This window comes from Variovorax pasteuri, assembly GCF_051216435.1.
Lineage (GTDB): Bacteria > Pseudomonadota > Gammaproteobacteria > Burkholderiales > Burkholderiaceae_C > Variovorax.
This window is the reverse complement of record NZ_JBPJZS010000001.1, coordinates 654,263-673,860: the sequence shown is the minus strand read 5'-3', so window position 1 is coordinate 673,860 and position 19,598 is coordinate 654,263. Positions and strand designations below refer to the sequence as shown.

At 67.2% G+C, this 19,598-nt stretch carries 18 protein-coding genes; 15 read left to right on the top strand and 3 right to left on the bottom strand.

The genetic code is table 11. From position 1 onward, the window contains the following. Positions 1-168 precede the first annotated feature (168 nt). The 11 genes from ACSFBM_RS03060 (at position 169) to accD (ending at position 13,255) form a co-directional block, all read left to right on the top strand. Positions 169-1,113, top strand: a complete 945-nt coding sequence (locus ACSFBM_RS03060; RefSeq protein ID WP_435483078.1) for a LysR substrate-binding domain-containing protein — start codon at positions 169-171, stop codon at positions 1,111-1,113. A 62-nt stretch (positions 1,114-1,175) separates the two neighbouring features. Next, positions 1,176-2,597 carry a 3-isopropylmalate dehydratase large subunit gene (leuC, locus tag ACSFBM_RS03055; protein WP_435483077.1) on the top strand — a complete coding sequence of 474 codons (1,422 nt, stop codon included), beginning with the start codon at positions 1,176-1,178 and terminating at the stop codon, positions 2,595-2,597. Between the two features lie 17 nt (positions 2,598-2,614). Then, positions 2,615-3,271 (top strand): 3-isopropylmalate dehydratase small subunit, encoded by a 657-nt coding sequence (leuD, locus tag ACSFBM_RS03050; RefSeq protein WP_435483076.1) that lies wholly within the window; start codon positions 2,615-2,617, stop codon positions 3,269-3,271. Between the two features lie 37 nt (positions 3,272-3,308). Further along, entirely contained in the window at positions 3,309-4,397 is a 1,089-nt protein-coding gene (gene leuB, locus ACSFBM_RS03045; protein WP_435483075.1) for a 3-isopropylmalate dehydrogenase, read from the top strand. Between the two features lie 91 nt (positions 4,398-4,488). Continuing rightward, complete coding sequence (gene asd / locus ACSFBM_RS03040; RefSeq protein ID WP_435435281.1) at positions 4,489-5,634, top strand: aspartate-semialdehyde dehydrogenase; 1,146 nt, start codon at positions 4,489-4,491, stop codon at positions 5,632-5,634. Between the two features lie 169 nt (positions 5,635-5,803). Next, the gene (locus tag ACSFBM_RS03035) at positions 5,804-8,563 is read left to right on the top strand and encodes a FimV/HubP family polar landmark protein (protein ID WP_475544619.1); all 2,760 of its coding nucleotides are present in this window, start codon (positions 5,804-5,806) and stop codon (positions 8,561-8,563) included. A 30-nt stretch (positions 8,564-8,593) separates the two neighbouring features. Continuing rightward, positions 8,594-9,415 carry a tRNA pseudouridine(38-40) synthase TruA gene (gene truA, locus ACSFBM_RS03030; RefSeq protein WP_435483073.1) on the top strand — a complete coding sequence of 274 codons (822 nt, stop codon included), beginning with the start codon at positions 8,594-8,596 and terminating at the stop codon, positions 9,413-9,415. Beyond that, positions 9,412-10,113, top strand: coding sequence for a phosphoribosylanthranilate isomerase (locus ACSFBM_RS03025; RefSeq protein ID WP_435483072.1), 702 nt, complete (start codon positions 9,412-9,414; stop codon positions 10,111-10,113). Before truA ends, ACSFBM_RS03025 begins: the two co-directional genes overlap by 4 nt. Positions 10,114-10,162: 49 nt before the next feature. Next, on the top strand, positions 10,163-11,440 hold the full coding sequence (trpB, locus tag ACSFBM_RS03020; protein ID WP_435483071.1) for a tryptophan synthase subunit beta: 1,278 nt from the start codon (positions 10,163-10,165) through the stop codon (positions 11,438-11,440). Continuing rightward, positions 11,440-12,285, top strand: a complete 846-nt coding sequence (gene trpA / locus ACSFBM_RS03015; RefSeq protein WP_435483070.1) for a tryptophan synthase subunit alpha — start codon at positions 11,440-11,442, stop codon at positions 12,283-12,285. The genes trpB and trpA overlap by 1 nt, the downstream gene beginning before the upstream one ends. Positions 12,286-12,382: 97 nt before the next feature. After that, the gene (gene accD, locus ACSFBM_RS03010) at positions 12,383-13,255 is read left to right on the top strand and encodes an acetyl-CoA carboxylase, carboxyltransferase subunit beta (protein ID WP_435435275.1); all 873 of its coding nucleotides are present in this window, start codon (positions 12,383-12,385) and stop codon (positions 13,253-13,255) included. A gap of 75 nt (positions 13,256-13,330) precedes the next feature. On the opposite strand, the gene ACSFBM_RS03005 is transcribed toward accD, so the two are convergent. Beyond that, a complete protein-coding gene (locus ACSFBM_RS03005; protein WP_435483069.1) occupies positions 13,331-13,891 on the bottom strand; it encodes a YggT family protein in 561 nt (186 codons plus the stop codon). A 25-nt stretch (positions 13,892-13,916) separates the two neighbouring features. Here ACSFBM_RS03005 and ACSFBM_RS03000 point away from each other — a divergent pair, with 25 nt between their 5' ends. From ACSFBM_RS03000 to ACSFBM_RS02985, 4 genes are all read left to right on the top strand, one after another. Continuing rightward, positions 13,917-14,585 (top strand): LON peptidase substrate-binding domain-containing protein, encoded by a 669-nt coding sequence (locus tag ACSFBM_RS03000; RefSeq protein WP_435483068.1) that lies wholly within the window; start codon positions 13,917-13,919, stop codon positions 14,583-14,585. A 132-nt stretch (positions 14,586-14,717) separates the two neighbouring features. Next, positions 14,718-16,283 (top strand): lysine--tRNA ligase, encoded by a 1,566-nt coding sequence (gene lysS, locus ACSFBM_RS02995; RefSeq protein WP_435483067.1) that lies wholly within the window; start codon positions 14,718-14,720, stop codon positions 16,281-16,283. A 2-nt stretch (positions 16,284-16,285) separates the two neighbouring features. Beyond that, complete coding sequence (locus ACSFBM_RS02990) at positions 16,286-17,557, top strand: Hsp70 family protein (RefSeq protein WP_435483066.1); 1,272 nt, start codon at positions 16,286-16,288, stop codon at positions 17,555-17,557. Beyond that, positions 17,554-18,102, top strand: coding sequence for a M48 metallopeptidase family protein (locus ACSFBM_RS02985; RefSeq protein ID WP_435483065.1), 549 nt, complete (start codon positions 17,554-17,556; stop codon positions 18,100-18,102). Before ACSFBM_RS02990 ends, ACSFBM_RS02985 begins: the two co-directional genes overlap by 4 nt. A gap of 19 nt (positions 18,103-18,121) precedes the next feature. On the opposite strand, the gene nagZ is transcribed toward ACSFBM_RS02985, so the two are convergent. Continuing rightward, positions 18,122-19,207: a beta-N-acetylhexosaminidase gene (gene nagZ, locus ACSFBM_RS02980; RefSeq protein ID WP_435483064.1), complete on the bottom strand. Its 1,086-nt coding sequence runs from the start codon at positions 19,205-19,207 to the stop codon at positions 18,122-18,124. Then, positions 19,204-19,596: a holo-ACP synthase gene (acpS, locus tag ACSFBM_RS02975; RefSeq protein ID WP_435435268.1), complete on the bottom strand. Its 393-nt coding sequence runs from the start codon at positions 19,594-19,596 to the stop codon at positions 19,204-19,206. Before acpS ends, nagZ begins: the two co-directional genes overlap by 4 nt. Positions 19,597-19,598 lie beyond the last annotated feature (2 nt).

Here is a 19,598-nt window from a genome sequence, read left to right as displayed (position 1 = left end):
ACCCCCAAGAAAGCTGCCTCCGGGCAGCTTTTTTATTGCCCGTTCGGCAGGCCCCTCTTCGCCAGCGGGCAGCAATGCCATCTCAGATCACGATGGCAATGACATGAAAACAGTAAGAAAATAGCCAACTCATCGCCAGACGCGATGCCCAAGCCTCGATCCAGCCCCATGAGCACGTCCGAACGCAACTTTGCCCGCCGCATCGACCTCACGTCGCTGCAGCTGTTCGTGGCCGTCTGCGAGCTGGGCAGCATCGGCCGCGCGGCGGAGCGCGAGTTCATCGCGGCGTCGGCCATCAGCAAGCGGCTGTCGGACCTCGAAGCCACGCTGGGCACCACGCTGCTCTACCGCCATGCGCGCGGCGTCGACCTGACACCGGCCGGCGAAAGCCTGCTGCACCATGCGCGCTCGGTGCTCTACAGCCTCGAAAAGATGCAGGGCGAGCTCAGCGAATACGCGGACGGCGTGCGCGGCCACGTGCGGGTGCACGCGAACATCTCGGCCATCGTGCAGTTCCTGCCGGAAGACCTGGGCGTGTTCACGCGGGCGCATGAGGCCATCAAGATCGACCTGGAAGAGCACCTCAGCAGCGAGGTGATCCGCGCGGTGCAGGAGGGCGCGGCCGACCTCGGCGTGTGCCACGTGGCCGGCGGCGCGGGCGAGCTGCAGAGCCTGTCGTACCGGCACGACCGCCTCGCGCTGATCGTGCCCACAGGCCATGTGCTGGCCGCGCAGGGCGCGATCGACTTCATCGACTCGCTGGCCTTCGACCACGTCGGCCTGCACACCAACAGCTCGATCTACGTCGCGATGCACGAGGCCGCACTGAACGCGGGCCGCAGCGTCAAGTTGCGCATCCACGTCACCGGCCTGGACGCCATGTGCAGGATGATCGAGAACGGCCTGGGCATCGGCGTGATGCCGCAGCGCGCCTTCGAGCTCATGCGCAACGGCATCGGCCGCGGCCTCGTGAGCGTGGCACTCAATGACGCCTGGGCCGCGCGCGAAATCCGCCTGGTGGCCCGCGACTTCTCCACGCTGCCGGTGGCGGCGCGCTCGCTGGTGAACCACCTGCACGCCGCGGCGGACGGCACGGAACAACTTGCGGCTTGAAACGAATTCGAAGCTGCGCAGACAAGACAATCCATTTCCCCACGAAAGACAAAGAGACCGACATGGCACGCACGCTCTACGACAAGATCTGGGACGAACACGTCGTCCACACCGAGGAAGACGGCACCGCGATCCTCTACATCGACCGCCACCTGGTGCACGAAGTGACCAGCCCGCAGGCCTTCGAAGGCCTGCGCGAAGCCGGCCGCAAGCTGTGGCGCATCAGCTCGGTCGTGGCCACGGCCGACCACAACACGCCGACCACCGGCTGGGAGCGCGGCTATGCGGGCATCGCCGATCCGACCAGCAAGGAACAGGTCACCACGCTGGACAACAACATCGCGGAATTCGGCGCCGCCGCGTTCTTTCCGTTCCTGAGCAAGCGCCAAGGCATCGTGCACGTGATCGGCCCCGAGAGCGGCGCAACGCTGCCGGGCATGACTGTCGTGTGCGGCGACTCGCACACCTCCACGCACGGCGCGTTCGGCGCGCTGGCGCACGGCATCGGCACCAGCGAGGTCGAGCACGTGATGGCCACCCAGACGCTGCTGGGCAAGAAGGCGAAGAACATGCTCGTGAAGGTCGAGGGCAAGCTGCCCCTGGGCTGCACGGCGAAAGACATCGTGCTGGCCATCATCGGCAAGATCGGCACGGCCGGCGGCACGGGCTACACCATCGAGTTCGCAGGCTCGGCCATTCGCGACCTGAGCATGGAAGGCCGCATGACGGTCTGCAACATGGCCATCGAGGCCGGCGCGCGCGCCGGGCTGGTGGCGGTCGATGAAAAGACCATCACCTACGTCAAGGGCCGCCCGCTCGCGCCCACCGGCGTGGAATGGGAGCAGGCAGCCGCCTACTGGCGCACGCTGCAGTCCGACCCGGGCGCCGCATTCGACGCCGTTGTCGAGCTCGACGCCACGCAGATCCCGCCGCAAGTGACCTGGGGCACCTCGCCCGAAATGGTGGTCGACATCAACGGGCGCGTGCCCGATCCGGACAAGGAAAAGGACGCCAGCAAGCGCGGCGCCATCGAGCGCGCACTGGTCTACATGGGCCTGGAACCCAACAAGGCCATGAACGACATCTTCATCGACAAGGTGTTCATCGGCTCGTGCACCAACAGCCGCATCGAGGACATGCGCGAAGCCGCTGCCGTGGTGAAGAAGCTCGGCCAGAAGGTGGCGAAGAACGTGAAGCTCGCGATGGTCGTGCCCGGCTCGGGCATGGTGAAGGAACAGGCCGAGCGCGAAGGCCTCGACGTGATCTTCAAGGCCGCAGGCTTCGAATGGCGCGAGCCCGGCTGCTCGATGTGCCTGGCGATGAACGCCGACCGGCTCGAGCCGGGCGAGCGCTGCGCCTCCACCAGCAACCGCAACTTCGAAGGCCGCCAGGGCGCCGGCGGGCGCACCCATCTCGTGAGCCCGGCCATGGCCGCCGCCGCCGCGGTGCACGGCCACTTCGTCGACGTCCGTACGTTCGCCTGAACACACAAGAGATTCACATGCAGAAATTCACCGTGCACAAGGGCCTCGTGGCCCCGATGGACCGCGAGAACGTCGACACCGACGCAATCATTCCGAAGCAGTTCCTCAAGTCGATCAAGAAGACCGGCTTCGGCGTGAACCTGTTCGACGAATGGCGCTACCTGGACGCCGGCTTTCCGGGCCAGGACCCGGCCAGTCGCAAGCCGAACCCCGACTTCGTGCTGAACCAGCCGCGCTACGCGGGCGCCTCGGTGCTGCTGGCGCGCAAGAACTTCGGCTGCGGCTCGTCGCGCGAACATGCGCCGTGGGCGCTCGACCAGTACGGCTTTCGCGCGATCATCGCGCCGAGCTACGCCGACATCTTCTTCAACAACAGCTTCAAGAACGGCCTGCTGCCGATCGTGCTGCCCGAAGCCCAGGTGGCGCAGCTGTTCGACGAAGCCTTCGCGTTCCCGGGCTACACCCTGACCATCGACCTGGAACGCCAGGTGGTGGTGAAGCCGGACGGCGGCGAGCTGGCGTTCGACGTGCAGGCGTTCCGCAAGTACTGCCTGATCAACGGCCTGGACGACATCGGCCTCACGCTGCGCCACAAGGACAAGATCAAGGCTTTCGAAGCCGAGCGCCTGGCGCAGAAGCCGTGGCTCGCGCATACGATGCTCGCCAACGCCTGAGCGCGTCTCTGATTTTTCTCTTCAACACACGACAAAAATGAAAATCGCAGTTCTCCCGGGTGACGGCATCGGCACCGAAATCGTGGCGGAAGCCGTCAAGGTGCTCGAGGTGCTCGACCTGAAGTTCGAGATGGAATCGGCGCTGGTCGGCGGCGCGGCCTACGAGGCGCACGGCCATCCGCTGCCCGAAGCGACGCTCAAGCTCGCCAAGGAATCCGACGCGGTGCTGTTCGGCGCCGTCGGCGACTGGAAGTACGACAAGCTCGACCGGCCGCTGCGGCCCGAGCAGGCTATCCTGGGGCTGCGCAAGAACCTCGGGCTGTTCGCCAATTTCCGTCCGGCGATCTGCTACGAAGAGCTGGTGGACGCCTCGAGCCTGAAGCCCGAGCTGATCGCGGGCCTCGACATCCTGATCATTCGCGAGCTGACCGGTGACATCTACTTCGGCCAGCCGCGCGGCCGCCGCATCGCGACGGACGGGCACTTCCCGGGCGCCGAAGAGGCCTTCGACACGATGCGCTACTCGCGCCCCGAGATCGAACGCATCGCCCGCGTGGCCTTCGAGGCCGCCCGCAAGCGCAGCAAGCGCGTGACCAGCGTGGACAAGAACAACGTGCTGGAAACCTCGCAGCTGTGGAAAGACGTGATGCTCGACATCGCGAAGGAGTATCCGGACGTCGAACTCGACCACATGCTGGTCGACAACGCGGCCATGCAACTCGTGAAGGCACCCAAGAAATTCGACGTGGTGGTCACCGGCAACATGTTCGGCGACATCCTCTCGGACGAGGCCGCGATGCTCACCGGCTCCATCGGCATGCTGCCCTCGGCGTCGCTCAATTCGAGCAACCAGGGCCTGTACGAGCCCAGCCATGGCAGCGCGCCCGACATTGCCGGCAAAGGGGTTGCCAATCCTTTGGCTACAATCCTGTCCGCTGCCATGATGCTCCGCTTCTCACTCAACCAACCCGAGGCTGCCGACCGAATCGAGTCGGCGGTGAAGCACGTGCTTGCCTCCGGGCTGCGCACGGGCGACATCTGGTCGGAAGGCACGAAGCGCGTCGGCACCCGCGAAATGGGCGACGCGGTCGTAGCAGCAATCACCAAAAAGACGATTACCGGCTAACCGCAGCCCGCTTCGTCACGCCCCTCCCCGGCTCGACGAGTCGGGGGCAAAAAAAGACAACTTCTTTCTTTTTTCACAAGGGCAAACTGAAATGGCGAACGCATCCCAACAACCTCTGGTCGGCCTCGTGGGCTGGCGCGGCATGGTCGGCTCGGTCCTGATGGACCGCATGCAGGCCGAAGGCGACTTCGGTCTCATCGAACCGGTCTTCTTCTCGACTTCCAACGCCGGCGGCAAGGCCCCGGCGATGGCCAAGAACGAAACCGCGCTGAAGGATGCGAACGACATCGACGCACTGAAGAAGTGCGACATCGTCATTACCTGCCAGGGCGGCGACTACACCAGCGAGGTGTTCCCCAAGCTGCGCGCCGCCGGCTGGAACGGCCACTGGATCGACGCCGCCTCCACCCTGCGCATGCAGGACGACGCGGTCATCGTGCTGGACCCCGTCAACCTGCCGGTGATCCAGAACGCGCTCACCAACGGCGGCAAGAACTGGATCGGCGGCAACTGCACCGTGAGCTGCATGCTCATGGGCGTGGGCGCCCTCTACAAGGCCGGCCTGGTCGAATGGATGACCAGCATGACCTACCAGGCAGCCTCGGGCGGCGGCGCGCAGCACATGCGTGAGCTGCTGACCCAGTTCGGCACCCTGAACACCGAAGTGCGCGCCCTGCTGGACGACCCGAAGTCGGCCATCCTCGAAATCGACCGCAAGGTGCTGCACAAGCAGCAGAACCTGAGCGCCGCTGAAACGGCGAACTTCGGCGCACCGCTGGGCGGCTCGCTGATCCCCTGGATCGACAAGGACCTGGGCGACGGAATGTCCAAGGAAGAATGGAAGGCCGGCGCCGAAACCAACAAGATCCTGGGCCAGGGCGCGGGCTTCGGCACCGCCGCCGTGCCGGTCGACGGCTTCTGCGTGCGCATCGGCGCGATGCGCTGCCACAGCCAGGCGCTGACCTTCAAGCTCAAGAAGGATGTGCCGGTCGCCGACATCGAAGCGCTGATCGCCGCCGACAACCCGTGGGCGAAGGTCGTGCCGAACACCCGCGAAGCGACCGTGAAGGACCTGACGCCGGTGGCGGTGACGGGCACCATGAACATTCCGGTCGGCCGCATCCGCAAGCTGGCAATGGGCCCGGAGTATGTCGGCGCTTTCACCATCGGCGACCAGCTGCTGTGGGGTGCCGCAGAACCGCTGCGCCGCATGCTGCGCATCCTGCTCGAAGCCTGATATGGGGTGCTCAGCGCCTTTTGAAACATGAATCGTTGCCAAATGGCAACGCTCCATGTGATCGTAAGTATGCGCGCACTGGGTAGAACGGGCGCAGTGCCTTGTCAGTGTCCAGTGATGATGCTAACGTCCTCTTACAAATTCTGGGCCTGAGCCGCCCCCTATCAGCATGACAAGACATCTGTTGCCCGCGGCCAGCCCTTCGGCCGTTCACCTGCCCCTGCCATCGAATGGCTGGCGCCTTTCCCTCTTGGGCGCGGCGGCAGCCGTGGCGCTGGGAATCGCCAGCGCCGACGCCAGCGCCTTCACGCTGGGTCAGCTGAAGGTGCAATCGGCGCTGGGCGAGCCGTTGCGCGCGGAGATCGACGTGACCGAAATGGCCGCCAACGAGGCGGAGGGTCTGAAGATCAATATCGCGACCGCCGAAGCCTTCAAGAGCGCCGGCGTTCCATACAACGCGGCACTCAGCGACGTCAAGGCGACGCTGCAACGTCGCGCCGGCGGCCAGTACGTGGTGCGCCTGAACGGCAACCGCCCGCTGAACGACCCGTTCATCGATCTGCTGCTGGAAGCCAACGGCTCGTCGGGCCGCATCGTGCGCGACTACACCGTGCTGCTCGATCCGCCGGCCACGCGCCAGGCGGCCACGAGCACGCCGGCCGCGCCCATCGCACCCCAGATTGCCACGCCCGTCGAGCGCGCAGCCCCCGCGCCGCGTGTTCGACGTGAGCGCGCCGCACCGCCGGTTGCGACGGCGCCCTCGGCGCCTGCCGCGGCCCCCGCACCCGTGACCGCAGCCGCACCGGCCCGTGCCGGCGGCGGTGGTGGCGAGCAGGTCACCGTGCAGCGCGGCGACACCGCAAGCAAGATTGCTGGCGCCCACAAGCCGGCCGACGTGTCGCTCGACCAGATGCTGGTGGCACTCCTGCTGGCCAACCCCGACGCATTCGTCGGCGGCAATGTCAACCGCATGCGCGCAGGCGCCGTGCTCGACCTTCCCAGCGCCGCCGAAGCCTCGGCCGTGACGCCTGCCGAAGCGCGCCGCACGGTCACCGCGCAAAGCCGCGACTTCGGGTCGTACCGCCAACGCCTGGCAGAGAACGCACCGACCGCGAACGTTGCGGCTGCCAGCCGCAACGCCTCGGGCAAGCTGCAAGCCAATGTCGAAGACCGCAATGCCGCAGCCAGTGCACCCGACAAGCTCACCATCTCCCAAGGCGGCGGCGCCGCCCGCGCCGCCGACGAAAAGGTCGCGCAGGCACGCCAGGCGCAAGACAGCAGCAACCGCGTGGCGGAACTGTCGAAGAACATCGAGGACCTGAACAAGCTCAAGGCCGCCACAGGCGCAGGTTCGGGCACGGGCTCGTCGGCACCTGCCGCGGCGTCGACCCCGTCGACCGCCCCGGGCATTCCGGTGCCAGCGCCCTCCACCAGCGCGACGACCGCATCCGCACCCGCCAGCCCGGCACCCGTTGCGGCTGCACCGGCAGCCCCTGCGGTGGCACCCGCCGCGCCCACGCCTGAAGCGACAGCCGCTGCGCCTGGGGCCGCTGCCGCCGCGGTCGCCGCAACGCCATCGGCCGCCGACGCCGCTGCCGTGCCAGCAACGGCTGCAGCCAGCGCCGCAGCCGCCGCACCTGTGACACCTGCACCGGCCGCCAAGAAGGTCGTCGCAGCGCCGCCGCCCCCGCCGGAGCCCACTTTCCTCGAAGAACTGCTCGACAACCCGTTGATGCTCGCCGGCGGCGCGCTGATCGCGCTGCTGATCGGTTTCCTGCTGTACCGCGTGCTGGGTCGCCGGCGCGAGGAAATGAGCGAAAGCGTGTTCCTCGAGAGCCGCATTCCCAAGGATTCGTTCTTCGGCGCCAGCGGTGGCGAATCGGTCGACACCAAGAACCGCGGCGACTCCACCGTCTCGTCGCTGTCGTACTCGCCGAGCCAGCTCGACGCGGGCGATGTAGACCCCGTGGCCGAAGCCGACGTCTACCTGGCCTACGGCCGCGACCTGCAGGCCGAGGAAATCCTGCGTGAAGCCTTGCGCCTGAACCCGGACCGCACCGCCATTCACCTGAAGCTGCTCGAAATCCACGCCAAACGCCGCGACGTGCGCGCCTTCGAAAGCCTCGCCACGGAAGTGCACAAGCTGACCGGCGGCTCCGGCTCCGACTGGAACCGCGTGGTCGACATGGGCAAGGACCTCGATCCAGGCAACCCGCTGTACGAATCGGGCGCACCCCGCAGCAGCGGTGGCGCCAGCGCCGCCGAAACGGCCGCCTTCGCAGGCGCGCTGGCCGCAGCGGCCAAGCCGGTCGCCGCACCGCCCGCCACGCCGCCGGCCGCTTCGGCACCGCCTGCGTTCGTGCCGTCGGTCGCCCCGCTGGACTTCGACCTCGACCTGATCGCTCCGCCGCCCCCCGCGCCCGCGCCGGCCCCGCTCCAGAACCACGCACCGGTCGGCGCCAGCCTGCCGAAGTCGGCCTACGCACCCGCACCGACCACGGCACGTCCCGCCGCCTCGCTGTCGAACGGCCACCTTGAAACGCCTGTCGATCTCGAGAACGATTTCGACACCGCTCCCGGCGCACTCACTGCCAACACCCTGCCCGGTTCGTTGAGCGACGTGGACAACACCCGCCCTGCCATGCTGCGCAATGCGCTGCCGGCCGACTCGGGCTTCATCGAGTTCGACATGAGTGCACTGGCCGGCCTGCCTGCGACGCGCTCGGCCGAGACGACGCGTCCCTCGCCGATCGCCCACGACGACGACAACGGCGACGAGAGCCCGCATGCCGTCAAGCTCTCGCTCGCACGCGAACTGCAGGCCATCGGCGACGTCGAAGGCGCCCGTTCGCTGGTCGAAGAAGTCGAAGCCGAAAGCGCCGGCGAGCTCAAGACGCAGGCGCGTCAACTGCTCGCCGAGCTGCGCTGAGCGGTTGTTGCTGTCCCTGTTCCTGAATTCGTGAGGCTGGCGCTCGGCATCCGCTACAACGGCCAGGCGTACGAGGGCTGGCAGAGCCAGCGCTCGGGCCGCACGGTGCAGGACAAGCTCGAAGCGGCCCTCGCGAAATTCACCGCGCAGCCCCCGGGCACCATCAGCACGCTGTGCGCCGGCCGCACCGATGCCGGCGTGCACGGGCTGATGCAGGTGGTGCACTTCGACACCCTCATCGAGCGCGACCCTTTCTCCTGGATGCGCGGCACCAACCGCTTCCTGCCCGACGACATCGCGGTGCAGTGGGCCCAGCGGGTGCCCGACGAATTCCACTGCCGCGCCAGCGCCCTGGCGCGCCGCTACCTCTACGTGCTCTCGCAATCGCCCGTGCGGCCCAGCCTCGATACGGGCCGGGTGGGCTGGTCCATGCATGCGCTCGACGGCGACGCCATGCGCGCAGCCGCCGCGCTGCTTGTCGGCCGGCACGACTTCAGCTCGTTCCGCGCCTCGGCCTGCCAGGCGCGCTCGCCGGTCAAGGACCTGCGGCGCATAGCGATCACGCGCGTCGGCGACGGCGAACGTTGCCGCTGGAATTTCGAGTTCGAGGCCGACGCCTTTCTGCACCACATGATCCGCAACCTGATGGGCTGCCTCGTGCGTATCGGCCGGGGCGACGAGCGCGTCGAATGGATCTCCGAGGTGCTCGCGGCACGCAGCCGCAAGGTGGCGGCTCCCACCTTCTCCGCGGACGGCCTGTACTTCCTGGGCCCGTTGTACGACGCCAAGTGGGGTCTGCCGGCGGAAGCCGCGCTGCAGGCCGGCGGGGCTCCGTATGATGGCCCGCCATGACCGCGCCCACCCTCCCCCGCACCCGCATCAAGATCTGTGGCCTGACGCGTGAGGCCGACGTCGATGCGGCGGTCGATGCCGGCGCGGATGCCATCGGCTTCGTGCTGTACCCGAAAAGCCCCCGCGCCGTAACGGCCGAACGCGCCGCCGAGCTGGCCGCGCGCCTGCCGCCCTTTGTCACGCCCGTGCTGCTGTTCGTGAACGAGGATGCTCCCAAAACAATAGCAGCACTCGCACGTGTGAAGGGCGCCATCGCTCAATTTCATGGCGAAGAATCGCCCGCACAGTGCGAAGAAGCCAGCGGACCCGGACGCTTTCGTTACCTGCGTGCCGCGCGCATTCCACTGGGGGCTGCCGGAGCCGGCTTCGACCTCGTAAAATACGCGTCCGATTACTCCCACGCCCAGGCCATCCTGCTCGACGCCCATGTCGAAGGTTATGGCGGTGGCGGCAAGGCTTTCGATTGGTCACTTCTTCCACCCGCCGTCGACGCTCACCTCGTCTTGAGTGGTGGGCTCACACCTGCAAACGTGAGCGATGGCATTCGCATCCTGCGGACGCGCTGCAAGTCGCTGTCCGTTGATGTGAGCTCGGGCGTCGAAATCGACGGTCCCGGGAACAAGGGCCTCAAGGACGCCGGAAAGATCCGGCAGTTCGTCGCAGCAGTCAGAGCAGCCGACGCGTCCTTCTCCAGTTAGCCGCCGCACCCCGATCGTTGGTCGGGCTGCGGCCCACCGATCGAGAACCATGCAAAGCAACTACCAGCAACCCGATGCCACCGGCCACTTCGGCAACTACGGCGGCACCTTCGCGAGCGAAACGCTCACCCACGCCATCAACGAACTGCGCGATGCGTATGCCAGGTTCAAGGACGATCCGGCGTTTCTGGCCGAATTCCACTACGAACTGAAGCACTTCGTAGGGCGCCCCTCGCCGGTCTACCACGCTGCGCGCACCAGCCGCGAGATGGGCGGCGCGCAGATCTACCTGAAGCGCGAAGACCTGAACCACACCGGCGCGCACAAGATCAACAACGTGATCGGCCAGGCGATGCTCGCGCGCCGCATGGGCAAGCCCCGCGTCATTGCCGAGACCGGCGCCGGCCAGCATGGCGTGGCGACCGCCACCATCTGCGCGCGCTACGGCCTCGAATGCGTGGTCTACATGGGCAGCCAGGACGTGAAGCGCCAGAGCCCCAACGTCTACCGCATGAACCTGCTCGGCGCGACCGTGGTGCCGGTGGAATCCGGCAGCAAGACGCTGAAGGACGCTCTGAACGAAGCCATGCGCGACTGGGTCACCAATGTGGAGGACACCTTCTACATCATCGGCACCGTCGCCGGCCCGCACCCCTACCCGACCATGGTGCGCGACTTCCAGAGCGTGATCGGCACCGAGTGCATCGCGCAGATGCCGGCCATGCTCGCGGCCGACGGGATCACGGGCGAGGCAGAAGGAAAGCAGCCCGACGTGGTGGTGGCCTGCGTGGGCGGTGGCAGCAACGCGATGGGCATCTTCCACCCCTACATTCCGTTCGCGGGCACGCGCCTGATCGGCGTGGAGGCGGCGGGCGAAGGCCTGGACAGCGGCAAGCACTCGGCCTCGATCCTGCGGGGCAGCCCCGGCGTGCTCCACGGCAATCGCACCTACCTGCTGCAGAACGAAGACGGCCAGATCACCGAGACCCACAGCATCAGCGCCGGCCTCGACTACCCGGGCGTGGGCCCCGAGCATGCGTACCTGGCCGACATCGGCCGCGCCGAGTACGTCGGCGTCACCGACGTGGAGGCGCTCGAGGCCTTCCACTATCTGTGCCGAACCGAGGGCATCATTCCCGCGCTCGAATCCAGCCACGCCGTGGCCTATGCCATGAAGCTCGCCAAGACCATGCGTCCCGACCAATCGATATTGGTCAACCTCTCGGGCCGCGGCGACAAGGACATCGGCACCGTGGCCGACCTGTCGGGGGTCGATTTCTACGACCGCCCCTCGATGCGCGGCCTGAGCGTGAAGGGAGGCAAGTGATGAGCCGCATTGCCGCAACTTTCGCCGCGCTGAAAAACGACGGCCGCCGCGCCCTCATTCCGTACGTCACCGCCGGCTTCCCCTTCGCCGACATCACGCCCGAGCTGATGCACGGCATGGTCGAGGCCGGTGCCGACGTGATCGAACTGGGTGTGCCCTTCTCCGACCCCATGGCCGACGGCCCCGTGATCCAGAAGGCCGGCGAGGCCGCGCTGGCGCTGGGTGTGGGCATGACGCAGGTGCTGGCCATGGTGGCCGCCTTCCGCCAGAAGGACACGACCACGCCCGTGGTGCTGATGGGCTATGCCAACCCGGTCGAGCGCTACGACCTCGTGCACGGCAAGAAGGCCTTCATCCGTGACGCGGCCGCGGCCGGTGTCGACGGGCTGCTGGTGGTCGACTATCCGCCCGAGGAATGCGAGGCCTTCGCCGCCGAGTTGAAGGAAGCGGGCATCGACCTGATCTTCCTGCTGGCCCCGACCAGCACCGACGAGCGCATGGCCCAGGTGGCGCGCATTGCCAGCGGCTACGTGTACTACGTGTCGCTCAAGGGCGTGACCGGCGCCGGCCACCTCGACACCGAGGCGGTCGGCCGCATGATTCCGCGCATTCGCCAGCATGTGAGCATTCCGGTGGGCGTGGGCTTCGGCATCCGCGACGCGCGCACAGCGCAGGCGGTCGGCTCGGCCGCCGATGCGGTCGTGATCGGCACGAAGATCATTCAACTCGTCGAAGACCAGCCGCGCGAACGCGTGGTGCCGGCGGTGCGCGAATTCCTGGCGGGCATCCGCGAGGCGCTCGACGCCCTGCCCGCGGCTACCGCCAAGAACGCGGCTGGCCGATAATCGCTGTTGCCTCCGGCCCCTGTGCCGCGTCCCGCACGCGGCACAGGGGAGCTAATCGTCGCGAAGGTCCGCCTGTCGCGAGAACCAAGGATTGCCCATGAGCTGGCTTGAAAAACTGCTACCCGCCAAGATCGCACAAACCGACCCGTCCGAGCGCCGCCAGGTGCCCGAGGGCCTGTGGATCAAATGCCCCGCCTGCGAGACCGTTCTGTACAAGACCGACCTCGAGCACAACCAGAACGTCTGCCCCAGCTGCAGCCACCACCACCGCATCGGCGCGCGCGCGCGGCTCGACGCGTTCCTCGACCCCGAGGGCCGCTACGAACTCGGCCAGGAAGTGCTCCCGGTCGATGCGCTGAAGTTCAAGGACAGCCGCAAGTACCCCGAGCGGCTGAAGGAAGCCCTGGAAAACACCGGTGAGACCGACGCGCTGGTCGTGCTGGGCGGCTCGGTCCACAGCATCAACGTGGTCGTGGCCTGCTTCGAGTTCGAATTCATGGGCGGCAGCATGGGCAGCGTGGTCGGCGAGCGCTTCGTGCGCGGCGTCGAGACCGCCATCGAACAGAAGGTGCCCTTCATCTGCTTCACCGCCACCGGCGGCGCGCGCATGCAGGAAGGCCTGCTCTCGCTGATGCAGATGGCCAAGACCAACGCCGCGCTCACGCGCCTGGCGAAGAAGGGCCTGCCCTACATCAGCGTGCTGACCGACCCGACCATGGGTGGCGTGTCGGCCGGCTTCGCGTTCGTGGGCGACGTGGTGATCGCCGAGCCCAAGGCGCTGATCGGCTTTGCCGGCCCGCGCGTGATCGAATCGACGGTGCGCGTGACGCTGCCCGAAGGCTTCCAGCGCGCCGAGTTCCTGCAGACCAAGGGCGCCATCGACTTCATCAGCGACCGCCGCGAGCTGCGCAAGACCATCGCCAGCACGCTGGCCATGCTGCTGCGCCAGCCGGCCGACGCGGTCAGCTGAGCGAAACGGGCTGCAAGCCAACGCAAAAGGGCCCGGGTGCATTGCACCCGGGCCCTTTTGCTTGTGCGTTCAGACTCAGAACGTCAGTTGGTAGGCGAACACCAGCAGGTTGCTCAGCACGATCGCAACGATCTGCAGCACGACGATCGCCGCCAGCGGCGACAGGTCGACCCCGCCGATCAGTGGAATGAAGCGGCGAAACGGCCGCACCAGCGGCTCGGCCAGGCGCGCGATCAGGTCGAGCAGCATCGGCGAGGCGTTCGGAATCCAGGAGAGCACCGCGTAAACCACCAGCAGCGCGGTCAGGCCGGACACGGCCAGCTGCATCAGCCCGACCAGCGACACCAGCGGCAGCGTGGCGATGTGACCCAGGTTGCCGATCAGCAGCCACAGGAGCAGGAACTTCACCATCACCAGCAGCCAGGCAGCGATCAGGCTGGCCAGGTCCCAGCGCTTCACCGACGGCACGATGCGCCGCAGCGGCAGCACGATCCAGTCGCTGATGGCGAAGATGAAGCGCCCGAGCGGGTTGCCGAAAGGCACCCGGTGGTACTGCATGTAGAGGCGCAGCAGGCAGGCGCCGCCGAGCAGTCCGACGATCACGTCGAGGAGGAACGAGGGAATCTGATAGAGCATGAGGCGCAGCCGTGAACGGAATGCGATGATAGCGACGCAAGGCTCTTCGATGACGACTCAACCCCTTTTGCATTCACTGCCATTGTTCCCGCTCGGAACGGTCCTGTTCCCGGGTGGCCTTCTTCCGTTGCGCATCTTCGAGGTCCGCTACCTCGACATGATCGGCAAGTGCCGCAAGGCCGACGCGCCCTTCGGCGTGGTCACCCTCACCAGCGGAGCCGAAGTGCGCAAGGCCGGCGCTGAAGCCGAGCGTTTTGCCTCCGTCGGCACGCTGGCTCAGATTCGCGAGTTCGAGTCGCCGCAGAGCGGCCTGCTGCAGATCGAGTGCGTGGGCACGCAACGCTTTCGCATCCGCACCACCGAGCTGCAGAAGCATGGCCTGTGGGTCGCCGAGGTCGAGGCCGTGCCCGACGACATCGCGCTCGAAATCCCCGACGACCTGAAGCACACCGCCACCGCGCTGCGGCGCCTGATCGACACGCTGGAGGAGCGGCGCCACGCACAAGGCGAGTCGGTGCGGCTGCCCATCGAAGCGCCCTACCGGCTCGACGATTGCGGCTGGGTGGCCAACCGCTGGTGCGAGCTGGTGCCGATGCAGGCCGAACTGCGCCAGCGCATGATGGCGCTCGACAGCCCGTTGATGCGGCTGGAGCTGGTCAGCGATCTGCTGGCACGCACGGGCATCACTGAATAGCTTGCTACGTTTTTTGTAGCATGTGGCGCAGGATGGACGGGCGCTAGGGGCCGCTTTTATTCAAATTCGATGGGCTAAAATGCCCAGCCCCGCGCACGCTCCCTGTTGCGCGCCATGCGCCACCCGCCTCCCATGTCCGATCACCTGACCCCCCACATCCCCACGCCCGCAGCGGCACCGGCATCCACCGTGCCTGCCGTCGACGACAACAAGCTCATCGCCGAACGCCGCGAGAAGCTCAAGCTGCTGCGCACCGCGCAGGCCGAGGGCAAGGGCGTCGCGTTCCCCAACGACTTCAAGCCGGGCCATCGCGCCGCCGCGCTCGGCGAAGCACACGCCGCCACCGAGGCCGAAGCGCTCGAGGCGCAGGCCGTTGCCGTCAGCGTGGCGGGCCGCATGATGCTCAAGCGCGTGATGGGCAAGGCCAGCTTCGCGACGCTGCAGGACGCCACGGGCCGCATCCAGCTCTACGTCACCCGCGACGCGGTGGGCGAAGAGGCCTATGCCGAATTCAAGCGCTGGGACCTCGGCGACATCCTTGGTGCCGAAGGCACGCTGATGAAGACGAAGACGGGCGAACTGTCGGTCAAGGTCACGAAGCTGCGCCTGCTCACCAAGAGCCTGCGCCCCCTGCCCGGCGACTTCTACGGCATGGCCGACCAGGAGCAGAAGTACCGCCAGCGCTATGTCGACCTGATCACCGACGAGTCGGCCCGCGTGCGCTTCACCGCCCGCAGCAAGGCCGTGAGCGCGCTGCGCGAGTTCATGGTGGCCAACGACTTCCTCGAAGTCGAAACGCCCATGCTGCACCCGATTCCGGGCGGCGCGAACGCCAAGCCCTTCAAGACGCACCACAACGCGCTCGACCAGGAAATGTTCCTGCGCATCGCGCCCGAGCTGTACCTGAAGCGCCTGATCGTCGGCGGCTTCGAGCGGGTGTTCGAAATCAACCGGAGCTACCGCAACGAGGGCATCTCGGTGCGGCACAACCCCGAGTTCACGATGATGGAGTTCTACGCGGCCTACTGGAACTACCGCGACCTGATGGACTTCACCGAGACGCTGATCCGCACCATCGCCGACAAGGCCGTGGGCACGCAGCAGCTCACCTACGGCGGCAAGCCCGTCGACCTGACCCAGCCCTTCGAGCGCCTGACGATCCGCGAGGCCATCCTGAAGTACACCGACGCCGGCGAGGGTGTCGACGACAGCGCCTGGCTCATCAGCGCCCTGCGCAAGATCGGCCTGAGCGAAGAAAAGGACAAGCTCTCGCAGCGCAGCCTGGCCAGCCTGCAGGTGATGTACTTCGAGGAAACCGTGGAAGAAAAGCTCTGGCAGCCGACCTTCATCATGGAACACCCGACCGAGATCTCGCCGCTGGCGCGCGCCAACGACGAGCGCCCCGAAGTCACCGAGCGCTTCGAGCTCTACATCACCGGCCGCGAGTTCGGCAACGGCTTCAGCGAGCTGAACGACGCCGAAGACCAGGCCGCGCGCTTCAACGCGCAGGTGGCCGCCAAGGACAGCGGCGACGACGAAGCCATGTTCTACGACCACGACTTCGTGCGCGCGCTCGAATACGGCATGCCGCCCACCGGCGGCTGCGGCATCGGCATCGACCGCCTGATGATGCTGCTGACCGACTCGCCGAGCATTCGCGACGTGATCCTGTTCCCCGCGCTGCGCAGGGAATCTTGAGCATGCCGTCACCGTCGTCGCTGCCGACGATCGGCATCGACTTCGGCACCTCCAATTCCGCCGTGGCCTGCCGGGTCGACGGCGTGGCCCGCTTGCTGCCCATCGAAGGCGCGGCCACCACGCTGCCCACCGCGATCTTCTTCAACGCCGAAGACCGCACCACGCATTTCGGCCGCGATGCCGTCGCCCAGTACCTGTCGGGCACCGAAGGCCGGCTGATGCGTTCGCTCAAGAGCCTGCTGGGCAGCGCGCTGATGCAGGAGAAGACGGCCGTCTATGACGGCTTGGTGAGCTTCGAGGACATCATCGCGCGCTTCCTGCGCGAACTGGCCGTGCGCGCCGGCCGCGAGCTCGGCCAGTTGCCCGAGCGCGTGGTGATCGGGCGGCCCGTGCACTTCGTGGACGACGACTCCAAACGCGACGAGCGGGCCGAAGAAAGCCTGCGCATCGCGGCGCGCGCGGCGGGCTTTCGCGAGATCGCCTTCCAGCTCGAACCGATTGCCGCGGCCTTCGACTACGAGCAGCGCATCGTCAAGGAATCGATCGTGCTCATCGTCGACATCGGCGGCGGCACCTCCGACTTCACCGTCGTGCGCGTGGGGCCCGAGCGTGCCGCGCGCGACGACCGCAGCGACGACGTGCTGGCCACCAGCGGCGTGCACATCGGCGGCACCGACTTCGACCAGCGCCTGAACCTCGAGCGCGTGATGCCGCACTTCGGCTTTCGCCACCACGGCCCGCAGGGGCGCGAGGTGCCGAGCAAGGTGTTCTTCGAGCTCTCTTCCTGGCACCTGATCAACTGGCTCTACGCCGCCAAGGCGGTGCGCCAGGCGAAGGACCTGCGCACGAGCTACAGCGACACGCGGCTGCATGACCGGCTGATGGCCGTGCTCGAGGAACGGCACGGGCATCGCATCGCGAGCGCGGTGGAAGCGGCCAAGATCGATGCTTCGGTGAGCGACGCGGAAACGTCCATCGACCTCTCTTGCGCGGAAGCCGGCCTCGTGGCGTCGCTCTCACCCGCCGACATGGCGCAGCAACTGGCCACCCCGCTGGAGAACGTGATCGCCTGCGCGCACGCCTGTGTCAAGCGCGCGGGTCTGCGCAGCGGCGACCTCGACGCCATCTACCTCACCGGTGGTTCGTCCGCGCTGCGGCCCTTCCAGCACGCGCTGCGCAAGAGCTTCGTCGGCGTGAACCTGGTCGAGGGCGACCTGTTCGGCGGCGTGGCCACCGGCCTGGCCTGCGCGGCCCGCACGCAGCGCCGTACATGAAGTACCTGGCGGGCTATCCGGCGTCCCTGCTGGACCAGGTCCGCCAGCTGGTGGCCGAAGACAAGCTCGCGGCGCTGCTGACCCGGCGCTACCCCGACGGTCCGCACAGCATCCAGACGGACCGCGCGCTCTACGAGTACGTGAGCGAACTCAAGAGCGAGTTCATGCGCAAGGCCGAGCCGCTGTCCAAGGTGATGTTCGACAACAAGCTGCACGTGATCCGCAACGCGCTGGGTACGCACACCACGGTGTCGCGCGTGCAGGGCGGCAAGCTCAAGGCCAAGCGGGAGATCCGCGTGGCCAGCCTGTTCAAGGGCGTGCCGCTGGCGTGGCTGCGGATGATCGTGGTGCACGAGCTCGCGCACATGAAGGAGCGCGACCACGACAAGGCGTTCTATGCACTGTGCTCGCACATGGAGCCGGACTACTCGCAGTTCGAGTTCGATCTGCGGCTGTACCTGACCCACCTGAACACGGGCGGTGAGCGCCTCTGGACTGCAGCAAGCTCAGGCATCGAGCCACCTGAACGCCCTCCCCGGCCATAGCCGGGTCGGCACAGGCGCCTCAGATGTCCATCGTTCGCCTGGCATCGCGATAGGCGCGCGAAGCGACAAGCGACGACCAATCGGTTGCAACATCCCGCGGCAGCAGCGCCTGGCGACGCAACTCGCTGACCGCGTGCGGCACCCACCGTCCGGCATGCGCCGCCGCGTCGAAACCATCGAGGAACTCGTCGAGCGCAAGCCCCTGCCCGATGCTCTGGTTGCACAGCATGGCCAGGTCGCAGCCCGCTTCGAGCGCGGCCAGCGCCGCATCGGTATAGCTGAGCAATTCACCGTCGATGTAGCGCCCTGCCTCCATGCTCAGGTCGTCGCTGAACACCGCGCCGTCGAACGCAAGACGCTGCCGCAGGATCGCCTGGAGCCACTTCGGCGAAAACCCCGCGGGCCGCTTGTCGACCTTCGGGTAGATCACATGCGCCGGCATCACCGCGGTGAGCGTGCCGGCGAGCCAGTCGTACGGCCGCGCGTCGTCGGCCAGGATGTCCTTGAGCGCGCGCTTGTCGACCGGAATTTCCACATGCGAGTCGGCGGTGACGAAGCCGTGCCCCGGAAAGTGCTTGCCGCAGTTGCGCATGCCCATCTGCAGCATGCCGTGCATGACGCTCTTGGCCAGCAGCGCCACCACGCGCGGGTCGCGGTGAAAGCTGCGGTTGCCGATGACGCTGCTGCCGCCGTAGTCGAGGTCGAGCACCGGCGCAAAGCTGAAGTCGACGCCGCAGGCGCGCAGCTCGCCGGCAAGCACCTGTCCGGCGGCCGTCGCGGCCTGGGTGGCACGCATGGCATCGCGCATCCAGAGTTCGCCCAGTGCGCGCATCGACGGCAGATGCGTGAAGCCGTCGGTGCGAAAGCGCTGCACGCGCCCGCCTTCATGGTCGACGCAGATCAGCAGATCGGGCCGGATCGCCTTGATCTCGGCGTTGAGCGCGGTCATCTGCGCGCGGTCCCGCCAGTTGCGGGCGAAATGGATCACGCCGCCCACCCATGGGTTCGCGAGGCGCCGGCGGTCGGCAGCGTCGAGTTCCGTGCCTGCCACGTCGATGATCAGCGGCGAATGCAGGGTCTGGGGGCGGTCGAGCCCGGGGGTCATAGCTTCTCCACCACCACGAAGCTCGCGGCGTATTCGGTTTCGTCGGTCACGGTGACGTGGGCGGTGAGCCCCTGCGCCTCGAACCACGCCTTCAGCTCGCCATGCAGCACGATGACGGGCTTGCCGCTGCGCAGGTTGGCGATTTCGCACAGGCGCCAGCTCATCGGCATGCGCATGCCCATGCCGATGGCCTTGCTGAAGGCCTCCTTGGCGGAAAAGCGGGTGGCGAGGTAGCTCAGGCCGCGCTTGGGCCAGCGCGCGCTGCGGGTCTGCCAGACGGCAAATTCGGCGTCGCTCAGCACCTTGCGGGCAAAGCGTTCGCCCTGGCGCTCGAAGGTGGCGGCGATGCGACGCAGGTCGCAGATGTCGGTGCCAATGCCGTAGATCATGC